At 58.5% G+C, this 12,688-nt stretch carries 10 protein-coding genes; 7 read left to right on the forward strand and 3 right to left on the reverse strand.

The window, feature by feature from the left end; translation table 11 throughout:
- Window positions 1-10: 10 nt before the first annotated feature.
- On the reverse strand, window positions 11-634 hold the full coding sequence (gene rdgB, locus WJU23_RS17220) for an RdgB/HAM1 family non-canonical purine NTP pyrophosphatase (RefSeq protein WP_346333847.1): 624 nt from the start codon (window positions 632-634) through the stop codon (window positions 11-13).
- Between the two features lie 278 nt (window positions 635-912).
- On the opposite strand from rdgB, the gene WJU23_RS17225 reads away from it, so the two are divergent.
- Window positions 913-2,232, forward strand: a complete 1,320-nt coding sequence (locus WJU23_RS17225) for a bifunctional UDP-3-O-[3-hydroxymyristoyl] N-acetylglucosamine deacetylase/3-hydroxyacyl-ACP dehydratase (RefSeq protein WP_346333848.1) — start codon at window positions 913-915, stop codon at window positions 2,230-2,232.
- Window positions 2,233-2,250: 18 nt separating this feature from the next.
- Window positions 2,251-3,054: an acyl-ACP--UDP-N-acetylglucosamine O-acyltransferase gene (lpxA, locus tag WJU23_RS17230; protein ID WP_346333849.1), complete on the forward strand. Its 804-nt coding sequence runs from the start codon at window positions 2,251-2,253 to the stop codon at window positions 3,052-3,054.
- A 23-nt stretch (window positions 3,055-3,077) separates the two neighbouring features.
- On the opposite strand, the gene WJU23_RS17235 is transcribed toward lpxA, so the two are convergent.
- Both WJU23_RS17235 and WJU23_RS17240 read right to left on the reverse strand, forming a co-directional pair.
- Window positions 3,078-3,716, reverse strand: coding sequence for a response regulator transcription factor (locus WJU23_RS17235; protein WP_346333850.1), 639 nt, complete (start codon window positions 3,714-3,716; stop codon window positions 3,078-3,080).
- 68 nt (window positions 3,717-3,784) lie between these two features.
- A complete protein-coding gene (locus tag WJU23_RS17240; protein ID WP_346333851.1) occupies window positions 3,785-5,101 on the reverse strand; it encodes an ABC transporter permease in 1,317 nt (438 codons plus the stop codon).
- Between the two features lie 123 nt (window positions 5,102-5,224).
- Here WJU23_RS17240 and WJU23_RS17245 point away from each other — a divergent pair, with 123 nt between their 5' ends.
- The 5 genes from WJU23_RS17245 (at window position 5,225) to WJU23_RS17265 (ending at window position 12,547) form a co-directional block, all read left to right on the forward strand.
- A complete protein-coding gene (locus WJU23_RS17245) occupies window positions 5,225-6,205 on the forward strand; it encodes a retroviral-like aspartic protease family protein (protein ID WP_346333852.1) in 981 nt (326 codons plus the stop codon).
- 208 nt (window positions 6,206-6,413) lie between these two features.
- Window positions 6,414-7,139, forward strand: a complete 726-nt coding sequence (locus WJU23_RS17250; protein WP_346333853.1) for a cytochrome c3 family protein — start codon at window positions 6,414-6,416, stop codon at window positions 7,137-7,139.
- A gap of 27 nt (window positions 7,140-7,166) precedes the next feature.
- Window positions 7,167-10,427: a TAT-variant-translocated molybdopterin oxidoreductase gene (locus WJU23_RS17255; protein WP_346333854.1), complete on the forward strand. Its 3,261-nt coding sequence runs from the start codon at window positions 7,167-7,169 to the stop codon at window positions 10,425-10,427.
- A 9-nt stretch (window positions 10,428-10,436) separates the two neighbouring features.
- A complete protein-coding gene (gene nrfD, locus WJU23_RS17260; protein WP_346333855.1) occupies window positions 10,437-11,915 on the forward strand; it encodes an NrfD/PsrC family molybdoenzyme membrane anchor subunit in 1,479 nt (492 codons plus the stop codon).
- Window positions 11,916-11,947: 32 nt separating this feature from the next.
- Window positions 11,948-12,547, forward strand: a complete 600-nt coding sequence (locus WJU23_RS17265; protein ID WP_346333856.1) for a DUF3341 domain-containing protein — start codon at window positions 11,948-11,950, stop codon at window positions 12,545-12,547.
- Window positions 12,548-12,688: the final 141 nt, after the last annotated feature.

The following is a 12,688-nucleotide window of genomic DNA, read 5'->3' on the forward strand; positions in this document are numbered from 1 at the left end:
TGGCCACCGGTTACGCCTTGGCCATTAGCGCTTCTGGATTTTTTTGCAGCCAGTTTTGCAGCGCTTCCAGGGCGCGGGCGCGATGACTGAACTGGTTTTTCGTCTCCGGGGGCAGTTCGGCAAAGGTCAGCCGGTGTTCTTTCGGGGTAAACATGGAATCATAGCCAAATCCGCCCCGGCCATGCTCAATCATCCCCACATGCCCTTCCACGCTGCCGGTGGCCACGTGAAGTACCTCACCATCCAGAACCAGGGCCAGACTGCAGCGGAACCGGGCCGGAAACACCTGGCCGGGATTCGTGCTCACCCGGCGCAGCCGGTCCTTCAGCAGGCGCCGGTTGTCCGCATCGGTCGCATTTTCACCGGCATAGCGGGCGGAGAGCACCCCCGGCTGCCGTTGTAGGACGTCCACTTCCAGGCCAGAGTCATCTGCCAGTACCAGCATGTCCGGCAAAGCCGCACTGGCTCCTTGAGCCTTGATGATGGCATTTTCTTCAAAAGTGGTTCCTGTTTCCTCCGGCAAGGTCAGGCCGGGGTGAGAACGCAGATCTTCGACTTTCCAGCCACTGCCAAGAATGGCGGCAATTTCCTGAGTTTTGTGGGCGTTGGAAGTGGCAAGAAGAAGCTGTCTCATAAAAGGGGGGAGTAGTTGTTAGTTCAGGATCAGCAGATTAGCAACTCGGCAATCCTTTATTGCCGCACCTTCCATGCATGCAGAAAGTGTGCGGTAAAATCCATGGTTGGAGGCTGGGGGAAGCCGGTTGAAAACCTGCTGAAGGCTTTCTGAAGATGTCAGACACCTGTTCTTCAAAAAACATCCAAAAATAGATCGCATCTGGGCATGCCTCTGCGTCTGTCCAGGTTTTTCCTTTGACCCTCCCCCGCCGCACGGCTAAAACGACAGCCCTTTCCATGCCTGCCTCAGACCGTCAACACACGCTGGCCAAGCCGGCCTCCATCACCGGTACCTCACTCCACACGGGTGAGCAAGTCACCCTGACCCTCCAGCCTGCGCCGGAGAACTTCGGGTTCAAGTTCCGCCGCATGGACCTGGAGGACAAGCCCTTCATCCCGGCGCTTGTCGAAAAAGTGCAAAAGGTGGAGCGTGCCACCACCATTGCTGAAGGTGGCGTCAATGTGCACACCGTGGAGCATGTCATCAGCGCCCTGGCTGGCATGGGCGTGGACAATGCCATCATCGAGATGGATGCCAATGAGCCTCCCATTGTGGACGGCAGCGCCCAGCCCTTTGTGGAGTTGATCAAAAAAGCCGGTCTGCAGGAGCAGTCGGAGCCGCGCAAGATCTTTGAGATCCGTGAGCCTATTTACCAGGAGACCCGGGACGGTACCATCATTACCATCGTGCCGGATAAAAAGTTCCGCATCAGCTGCACCAATGTCGGGCCGGAAGGGCGCTTCACGCAGTATATTTCTCTGGAAATCAACCCCGAGACCTATGAGAAGGAAATCGCCCCGGCGCGTACCTTTGTTTATTATGAGGACATTGCCCCGCTCATGGAAAAAGGGCTGATCAAAGGCGGTACCCTCGAGGCCGCCGTAGTGGTGCGAGGGGAGACGCTGCTTTCCAAGCAGCCGCTGCGGTTCACGAACGAGTTCGTCCGCCACAAGATCCTCGACATCATCGGGGATTTGATGCTTTCTGGCAAGCGCATCACTGGCCACGTCATCGCCGTGCGTCCCGGCCACGGACCGAACACCGAAATGGCACGGGCTATCGTTTCCCAGTACAACGCCATGCGTGCCATGGTGCCGCCAACGGTTAACATCCCCAGCGGCGAGGCTGTGCTGGACATCAATGAGGTGATGAACATCCTCCCTCACCGGTATCCGTTCCTCCTGGTGGACCGCATCATCGGTTTCGAAGGGGAGACCAAGTGCCGTGGGATCAAGAACGTCACCATCAACGAGCAGTTTTTCCAGGGCCACTTCCCCGGTCATCCCATCATGCCTGGCGTGCTGCAGCTTGAGGCCATGGCCCAGGTGGCCAGCATCGTACTGCTGAGAATGCCCAGCCATCAGGGGAAAATCGGCTATTTCCTCAGCGCCAACAACGTCAAGTGGCGCAAGCCCGTTGTGCCGGGAGACACCCTCATCATCGAAACCGAGATCACCAAGGCCAAGCGCACCATCGCCCAGGCCGTGGGCCGCTGCCTGGTCAACGGGCAGGTCGTCTCTGAAGCGGAACTGATGTTCAACGTGGTGGACCGCTAGCCTGACATTCTCCTCCACATGCCCATTCATCCCACCGCCATCATTGATCCGTCCGCCAGGCTTGGCGCTGACGTGACCGTCGGTCCGTACTGCATCATCGGTGCCGACGTGGAAATCGGCGACGGCTGCTGGCTGCAGCATCATGTGACGGTGATGGGGCCCACCAAGATGGGGAATAACAACCGCTTCTTTGCATACGGCTCCATTGGCCAGCAGACGCAGGACCTGAAGTATGCCGCCGAGCCGACTTATCTGGAAATCGGGGATAACAATACCTTCCGTGAGTTTTGCTCCGTGCACCGGGCCACCTCCGCCGGGGACAAAACCATCATCGGCAGCCACAACCATTTTCTGTCCTACGTCCACATCGCCCATGACTGCATCGTTGGGGACCATGTGATTTTTTCCAATAATGGAACACTGGCCGGCCACGTGGTGGTGGAGGATCATGTCATCCTCGGCGGCCTCAGTGCGGTGCACCAGTTCTGCCGCATCGGCACCCGCAGCATCATCGGCGGCTGCGCCAAAGTCGTCCAGGATGTCCCCCCCTACAGCACGGCGGACGGCAATCCTGCACGGGCTCGCGGACTGAACATCGTCGGTCTGCAGCGGGCGGGTTTCAGCCGGGATCAGATGCGCTCCATCCGGGCTGCCTTCCGCAAGGTTTACCGCTGCGGCCTGAACAACGCCCAGGCCGTAGCCGACCTGCGCGGCCAGGAGCTGACTCCTGAGGCCGCACGCTTCACCGCCTTTGTGGCGGATTCCAAGCGCGGCATCATCCCCGGTAGCAAAGCCGGGGTGGATGATGGCGATGACGATTGACCTGCGACAGGTGTCGGCCTGTTTCAGCCGGCTTTGTCCATCAGCCCATGCTGGATGCAATATTGCACCAATTCAGGCAGAGACTTGACCCGAAGTTTTTCCATCAGGCGCACCCGGTAGGTGCTGACGGTTTTGCTGCTTAGGCTGAGCTGAGCCGCGATTTCCTTGATCGGGTCACCATTGATGAGCTTGCGGAGCACCTGGAATTCACGCTCGGAAAGCGTCGTGTGAGGCTGTTCCTGAAAATCGGACCTGACAAAGGCCGCCAGATTTTGGGCCAGATTGGGGCTGATGTAATTCTGGCCGACCAGGATCTCTTTCACCGCCTTGAGAAACTCCCCCGTGCCGGCAGTCTTGCAGACGTAACCTGCAGCGCCAGCTTTGAAGGCGCGGACGCCATACACGGATTCTTCGTGGCCGCTGCAGACCAGTACCGGAGGAGCTTTGGCCTGGGCCTTGATTTCGGCAAGAAAGTCCAGCCCGTTGCGGCCGGGAATGGTCACATCCAGGATCACGACATCCCAAACATGGGCATTCATCATGTCATGCGCTTCCTGATAGGTGCCAGCTTCACCGAATTCGAAACTGCCTAATGTCATCATGGAATGCTTGTAGGCATCCCGCATCAGCTGGTGGTCATCCACTATGAGAACTCTCTTCATCCGTGCGATTTATGCGGTTTATTGTGCAAAATACAGCATTAATCCACATTTTTGGATTGTTCGAGTCTTTATTCGTGCCGCAACGCCTCAACAGGATTCATTTGGGCGGCCCGCCGTGCCGGATATATGCCAAACGCAATGCCTGTAAACACGGAGATGAGGAAGGCCAGGGCAGGGGACCAGACTTTGACCACCGTGGTGACCCCTGCAAAGTGCTCCACGGCTATCGGGATGGAAACGCCGACGATGACGCCCATGACACCGCCAGCACCCGAAAGCAGCACCGTCTCAATGAGAAACTGCACCACGATGTCCGCCTGTCGCGCTCCCATGGCCCGGCGGATGCCGATCTCGCGCGTGCGCTCAGTAACGCTGGCCAGCATGATGTTCATGATGCCGATGCCCCCGACGAGCAGGGAGATGGCGGCGATGCTGCCCAAAACGATGCTGAAAATTTGCTTGGTCCGCTCCGCCTGGCGCAGCAGTTCCACGGGGACAATGATGCGCCAGTCTTCCTTTTTATGATTCTTGGCCATCAGGTGGCGGATGGCGTTGGCCCGGCTCTCCACCATGTTGACATCATCAACACGGATGATGGCTTCATGAAACTCCACCTTTTCAGCCTCAAAACCGCCGCTGCGCATTCTGAAAAAGGTCTCCCCATACTGGTCCATCAATGTCGAAAAAGGGATCATCATTTGGGATGTGGCTGCATTGCTGGAGCCGCCTTCCCCTCCCACCCGCTGGCCTTCATCCTCCATGATACCAAGGATCTTGTAATAATAGCCCTTCACGCGCACGGATTTGCCGGTGGGAGTTGAGAGGGGGAAGAGTTTGGCCGCCGCGCTCTGGTTCAGCACACAGACCGGCAGCTTCTCGTTCATTTCCAAGTCTGAAAAAAAGCGTCCTTGAATGACACGGCGGTTGCGCATCTCCGGATAAACCGGCAGCACGCCCAGGATCTGCCCGTCCACACTGCGGTCCAGATACCAGATGTTTTCACTGAGTATGCGGCTGGGCACCACGACACTGACGCCGGGGACGGTCTGGCGGATCTGCTGCATGTCCCGCGTGGTCAGGCCATATTCCAGGACCATGCTGCGCGCCTCGGCCGAGGAGCCCTGGCCATCTGGCGGCTTCACGCTCTCCAGAATGATGTTCTGGCTGCCCAGCCGGCGGATCTGCTCCTGTGCCTCATGGCTGGCTCCTTCACCGATGGCCAGCATGGCCACCACCGAGGCCACCCCAAAGATGACACCCAGAGCTGTGAGAAAAGAGCGCAGCTTGTTCAGCCAGATGCTTTTCATTCCCAGAGAAACAGTGCGCCACAGATGCTGGGGCGAGGCGACAAGGCGGAGAATGGGATGACGGGCAAGCAGGGACATCGAACAAAGGGGGGAGTATAACACGGAGTGAATGGGGTGTTTCCTTCAATCAGGTGTTGATGGGCTGCGTTTGACCGGTTTCCCGGTTGCCAGGCCGGGGGATTCCGGCCAGGGTTGCTGCAGATGCGTTTCACCCCCCTTTTTTTACTGCTTCTTTTGTTAGCGGGCTGTTCGCAACTGGCGGATCATGGGCCTGTTTCCGCCCGGACTCAGGCGCGAATGGAGGCCCTGGTGCTGACCAAGGAGGAGTTTTTAAAACGGGTCCAAAGCCCGAGGATGAAGCCTGCCGGGCCGGTGACGGTCGCTTTCCAACTGAAGGCAGGAGTTCCGGTGATTGATGTGACAATCAACGGTGGCAAAAAGCTGCCCATGATGGTGGATACCGGAGCCTCCCGCACCATGATCCATGCAACGACGGCGGTGGCGAAACAGGTCAGCCTTTTGAGCGCTGTGGATGCCACGGTGGAGATGCAGGGCGTCATCGGGAGTGAAAAAGGCCGCATCGGCCTCCTGGATTCCCTGGAGGTGGGCGGCTGGACGTTGGGAGGCTATCCCTGCCTGGTGCGGACTTTTCAAAACCATACTGCCGACACCGGTTTTCCAGACTGCCTGATGGGTTTTGATGTCGCGCTGGAGCACTGCTCCTACCTGACCTTTGATTACAGGAACAAGAAAATCACTTTTGGCTTCGGCGGCTCCTTCAGCAGTCCAGTCGGCAAACGGGCGGCCTTTGCTCCCTTCAAGGTGAAGCATGGCGTACCCTTCATCACGCTGGAAGCCGGGGGCAAAAGCTGGGAGGCCATTGTGGACACAGGCTCATTCAATGGCGTGGAAATCAGCGAAGAGGTGGCCAAAAAACTCGGAGTTCAAAACCAGGGGGTGGAGGTCAAAGGCCTGTATTTGATGGCGGTGGGAGGCACCGTTTCATCGGGCCAGGTTAAAATGAGAACCGTCCGTCTCCCTGAATTGAAATTCTTTGGCGACCGTTATCGGGACGTGGATATTGACATCGCCCCAGGGCCGCCGCGCGTGGGCAGCCACTTTCTGAAGGACTACCGCGTCACCTTTGACATTCGCCGCAAACGCCTCTGGCTGGAGTGGTGATGAAAGGTGAGTCTTTCCAAAGCCTGCCGAATCCGTTAAAAAATTCATTTCCAGAGTTGCAAACCCTTGCCGGACTTCTATTCTCCAACCTGCTTGTGAAATTTTTCACAAGCGCATTCTCCGAGATTTTATGGGTAATTTCTTTCCGCGTTGGACCAATTGGCTGCCTTTAAAGCTGGCCGTCGGGGTCGCATTCATCGCTTTAGGGGTGAGTGTTGGCGTCGCGTACTACTTCACTCCCAAATACACACGGGTGGGATATGAGCCGACACAGCCTGTGCCGTTCTCACACAAGATTCACGCCGGCCAGCTCGGCTTGGACTGCCGTTATTGCCATTCGTTTGTGGAGAATTCCAGCCACGCTAACGTGCCCACCAACCAGACCTGCTTTAACTGCCATGGTCCCGGCAAGGGCAACATCAAGTCTGCCAGCCCCAAGCTGGAGATGGTGGTCAAAGCCCAGGAAACCAAGCAGCCCATCCCGTGGGTGAAGGTGCACAAGGCGCCTGACTATGTTTATTTCAATCACAGCGCCCACTTGAACCGCGGTATTTCCTGCCAGTCCTGCCACGGGCAGGTGAATGAGATGGAGGTGGTGAAGCACGCCGAGCCACAGTCCATGGGCTGGTGTCTGGACTGCCATCGCAATCCTGAGGACAAGCTCCGTCCTCTGGATCAGGTGACGAATTTGAACTACAAGCCTGAAGACCTGGACCGCTCCGCCTTCTACCAGAGTCTGCTCGCCAAGGGTGTGAAGGCCGATGAGATCGCTGAAACCATTGAGGAAGGCAAAAAAGCCACCACCGTGGAAGATCTTGTCGCCCTGGCCTCTGAATCTTACGGCAAGCAAGTGACCCAGCTCGAAGTGGGCACCCAGCTCAAGAAGCACTGGCAGGTGCAACCACCTGAAAACTGCACCGCCTGCCACCGCTAACCCCTGCGCCCCACTTTACCGCCTCACATGAAACGCATCTGGAATCACCCCGAAGAGCCTCAGGCTGGCAAGCGCTACTGGCGCAGCACTGGCGAGCTGGAGCAACGCTCGGAGTTTCTGAACAAGCTCGGTGTCGAATTTCCCGCCGGGGACACTCTGAACGAAGAGGAGCGCGAGACTTCCCGTCGTGACTTTCTCAAGCTCATGGGCGCTTCCACGGCCATGATGGGCCTGGCCTCCTGCCGTCGTCCGCTGACCAATATCCTGCCATACACGGACCACGTGGAATGGGTGGTTCCTGGCAAGCCTCTGCTCTACGCAACGGTTAAACCGACCGCCACAGGTGCTACGCCGATCGTCGCAGTGACGCACGAAGGCCGCCCGACGCATCTTCAGGGAAATCCTCTCCATCCCCTCGGTGGCGGCTTGGACAGCTATGCTCAGGCTTCCGTGCTGGATGTCTATGATCCCGAGCGCTCCGCCCAGCCGCTGGCCGCCGGTAAAAAAATCACCTGGGAAGCCGCCGGCGACAAATTTGCCGCCATTCTCGAAGCCTCCCAAAAAACCGCCGGTGCTGACCTCGCCGTGGTGGTAGGAAAAACAACTTCCCCAACCACTCACCGCCTCCTGACCGAGCTGAAAGCCGCTCTTCCGCAGGTCCGCCTCATCGGATATGAGGCCCTCGCCACTGAAGGCCAGGACCAGGTTCAGAAAGATATGCTGGGTGCAGGGGTGAAGACATTCGCCCGTTACAGCAAGGCTCTCCGCATTCTCTCGCTGGATTGCGATTTCCTGGGTATTGACCCGGTTGCAGGTGAAAGCATCAAGCACTTCGCCAAACAGCGTTCCAAGGACGCTCCTGGCGGTGAAATGAACCGCCTCTACGCCCTGGAAAACCGTTATACGGTGACCGGTGGCATGGCCGACCATCGCAAGCCTCTGGCCGCAAGCCTCATCCCCGTCGCGGCAGCAGTGATCGCCGCAGAGCTGGGCGAAGTTTCCGCCCGTGCGCTCGCTGACACCGCCCCTGAAAGTCTGAAGCAGTGGCTGGCTCCGGCCATTGATGATCTCAATAAAAACAAAGGCAGCTCCATGGTGCTGGCAGGCTCCCGCTACGGCCCCGAGGTCCATGCGCTTGTTGCCTCCATCAACAACGCCCTGGGGGCCTATGGTTCCACTCTCGTGCTGCTCCAGTCCGAAGGGGAAGCCGAGCTGGGCCGTTTTGCCGATCTGTCTGCCGGTATCAATGACGGCTCCATCAAAACAGTGGTGTCCCTGACGCCTTCCAGCTTGCTGTTTGATGCCCCTGGCGCTGCTGCCCTGGCGGAGACCATCAAGGAAAAAGCCGTTCAGCTCGTCCACCTTGGCCATCTGGCGGATGTCACGGCCCGCAAAGCCGCCCTGCACCTGCCTCTGGCTCACTTCCTGGAATCCTGGGGCGATGCCCGTGCTGCTGACGGCACCTATTCCATCGTCCAGCCGATGATCCTGCCTCTTTACGACGGCATCAGCGAAAACGAAATGCTGCTGGCCTTGCTCGGTCGTAAAAAACTCGGTCCGGCTGAAGCGCCCGCCGCCGATGCCGCTGCTGCGGCACCGGCTCCCGAAGACCCTGCCTACCAGGCCGTTCGCGATACTTTTGCCGCCGTGGCTGGCAGCCTGGATGAAGTGAAATGGAATTTCACCCTGCGCGACGGTTTCCTCAAAGGCTCCGCCTATGTCAAATCCACCGGCGTGGTGAACACCTCCGCCGTGGCCGGTTTTGTCGGGAATGCCAAGGTACCGGTGGCTCCTTCTGCTGACGCTCTCGAGGTGGTCCTGACGCCTGATTCCGGCATCTATGACGGCCGCTATGCCAATAACGCCTGGTTGCAGGAAGCACCCGATCCCGTCACCAAACTGACCTGGGACAACGCCGCCCTCATTGGCGCAGCCACCTTCCGCGCTATGGGGCTGAAAGAAGGCCAGATGGTGAAGATCACCGTCAACGGTGCGGAAATCAAAATCCCTGCGATCGAGGCCCCCGGCCACGTTTCCCACTCCATAAGCATCCCGGTCGGTTACGGCCAGGAGAAGCTCGGTTTCATCGGCTCCGGCAGCTTTGAAAAGGAAAAAGGCGCCGTCCGCGGTTTCAATGTCTATCCTTTGCGCCAGGCCATCAGTGACTATGTCCTGACCGGTGCCAAGGTGGAAAAGCTGGGCGATGTCTATGAACTGGCCATCACCCAGGAGCACAACACCATGGAGGGCCGCGCCCTCTATCGTGAAGGCACCCTGGACACCTTTGCCAAGGACCCGCACTTTGCCCAGAAGACTGGCATGGACGGCCACATCCCGCAGAACATCTCCCTCTACAAAGGTCAGATCGGGGTGCGCAGCGAGTCGAACCCGGAAGGCTTCGACTACGAGAAGCAGCACCAGTGGGGTATGACGATTGACCTCAGCAAGTGCCTCGGTTGCAATGCCTGCAACATCGCTTGTACTTCCGAGAACAACATCGCCGTGGTCGGCAAGGACCAGGTCCGCAAGGGCCGTCTCATGCAGTGGATCCGTATGGACCGCTACTTCGCCAGCGCCACTTGGGGTGAGCAGAACGCCAAATCGGACGACGTGATGATCGAGCCGACCGTCGAGCAGCTTGAAAACGCTGAAATGGTGCAACAGCCGGTGGCCTGCCAGCAGTGCGAATCCGCCCCGTGTGAAACCGTCTGCCCCGTGAATGCCACGGTGCATACCACAGATGGCCTGAATGCCATGGCCTATAACCGCTGCATCGGCACCCGTTATTGCGCCAACAACTGCCCTTACACGGCCCGCCGTTTCAACTGGTTCGACTACAACAAGCGTCCTCTGGACGAGCTCTACTGGGGTCCGCTGTCCACCCAGGAGAAGACCGGTGTGCGCGAAGCCACCCAGCTGCAGAAAAACCCGAACGTCACCGTCCGCATGCGCGGCGTCATCGAGAAGTGCACCTACTGTGTGCAGCGTCTTGAAGCCGCCAAGATCCAGCAGAAGCAGAAGCAGCGGGATTCCAAAAACTTCCGCATCCCGACGGATTCTGTCAAAGTGGCCTGCCAGGCCGCCTGCTCCACGGATGCCATCGTCTTCGGCGACCTTGCCGATCCGAAGTCTGCCGTGGTGAAGTCCAAGGCTTCGCCTCGCAACTACCAGCTTTTGAAATACATCGGCACCCAGCCACGCACAAGCTATCTGGCCCGTCTTCGCAATCCCAATAAAGACATGCCCGGTGCTGCCAACGTCGCCGCCTGGAGTGCTCACCAAATTTAAGCCGGAACCATGGAAGCCACCGCTACCACCCACTCAACGGAACCCCACACGGGCGCACCTCGCATCCTGGATCGCGAGCCGCTTGTGCTGAACAACCGCTCCTACTCCTGGATCACCAACCGCATCTGCGGCATTGTGGAAAACAAGCAGCCCCTGCTCTGGTGGGTATTGTTTGTGCCTTCCGTGCTGCTGACACTGCTCACGGTGTTCTGCTTTGCCTACCTCATTTCCACCGGTGTCGGTGTGTGGGGCCAGAAGCAGCCAGTCGCCTGGGCCTGGGACATCACCAACTTCGTGTTCTGGATCGGTATCGGTCACGCCGGTACCCTCATCTCCGCCATTCTTTTCCTGACCCGCCAGAAGTGGCGTACGTCGGTGAACCGCGCTGCTGAGGCCATGACCATCTTCGCCGTGATGTGCGCCGGTCTCTTCCCGGCCTTCCACGTCGGTCGTGTCTGGATGGTCTGGTTCCTGGCTCCAATTCCAAACGCCAACGCTGTCTGGCAGAACTTCAAATCGCCCCTGCTTTGGGACGTGTTCGCCGTGTCCACCTACTTCACGGTGTCGGCGGTGTTCTGGTTCCTCGGCCTGGTTCCTGACTTGGCCACCCTGCGTGACCGCTGCAAACCCGGCCTCCGGAAGGCGCTTTACGGCATCTTCTCCCTGGGCTGGCGCGGTGCCAACCGCCATTGGAGCCATTATGAGACGGCCTACATGCTTCTGGCCGCCCTCTCCACCCCGCTGGTGCTTTCTGTGCACTCCGTGGTGTCCTTTGACTTCGCTACTTCCATCGTCCCCGGCTGGCACACCACCATCTTCCCGCCATACTTCGTGGCAGGTGCTATCTTCGGCGGTTTCGCCATGGTGCTTACCCTGATGATCCCGGTCTCCAAGATCTATGGCCTGGGCGACCTCATCACGCCGAAGCACATTGATAACATGGCCAAGATCATCCTGCTCACAGGAACGATCGTCGGTTATGCCTACTGCATGGAGTTCTTCATCGCCTATTACAGCGCGAACAAGTATGAGCTTCAGACCTTCCAGCTTCGCGGCCTTTATGGTCCGTCCACCTGGGCTTATTACTTCATGTTCGGTTTCAACGTCTTTGCCCCGCAGCTCTTCTGGTTCCGCTGGTGCCGCCACAACCTTTGGGTCGTGATGTTCGTCTGCATGTGCGTGAACGCCGGCATGTGGTTCGAGCGTTACGTCATCATCGCCACCACGCTGGAGCGCCACCTCACCCCCGGCTCCTGGCGCGTCTATGAGGCCACCTGGGTGGATAAATACACCTTCCTGGGCACCTTCGGCCTGTTCATGATGCTGTTCCTTCTGTTCCTCCGCTTCCTGCCGGTCATCGCCATCGGTGAAGTCAAAGGCGTGCTTCCCCAGTCCAATGCCCATGCGGACGACCACGACGAAAAAGGCATCCAGGAGGAAGACCTCATGGATTACCCCGACCGCCACGTGCCCAAGTCCATCGCCTGAGCCGCTGCATCCACTTTTAAACTTAGACCATCGTGAGCACCACCCTCAAACGAGTCCACGGCTTCCTCGCTGAATTTGACAGCGTCAAGGACCTTTATCATGCGGCCGAGCATGTCCGCGATGCTGGCTACCAGCGCTGGGACGTACATACCCCGTTCCCCATCCACGGCATGGACCACGCCATGGGCGTGAAGCGTTCCAAGCTGCCTTACTTCGTTTTCTTCGGAGGTCTCACCGGCACCTGCGTGGCCTTCACCCTGCAGACCCTCACTCAGACCACCTTCTGGTCTGACATCGGCCTCGGTTTCCTCCAGACCCTGGCAGAAACCTACCCGACTGTCGTGCAGGCCAAGCCCACCCACATCTGGACTCTGCCGGCCTTCTTTCCGGTGATGTTCGAGCTCACCATTCTGTTCTCCGCGTTTACCGTGCTGTTCGGTCTCCTGGGCCTCATCGGCCTGCCACGACTGAACCACCCTCTGTTTGTCTCCAAACGGTTCGCCAAATTCTCCGATGACGGCTTCTTCGTCTGCATCGAAGCCCGTGACCCCAAGTTCTCCCAGGAAGGCACCAAGACTTTCCTTGAGAAGCTCGGCGGCAAGAACATCGAATTGGTGGAAGACGTGATCTGACCCCCGGATTCCAACCGCATCCCCTTTGAGCAGCCCGCCGTTTTGGCGGGCTGTTCTGTTTCCAGGATGTCACCTTTCGCAGGTTCCCGGATGCCATAGCCTGAGCAGGGTGCAGCTTGGCCCACTTCATGCGTGGATTCC

Origin of the sequence: Prosthecobacter sp. SYSU 5D2 (assembly GCF_039655865.1) — a bacterium.
Classification (GTDB): Bacteria; Verrucomicrobiota; Verrucomicrobiia; order Verrucomicrobiales; family Verrucomicrobiaceae; genus Prosthecobacter.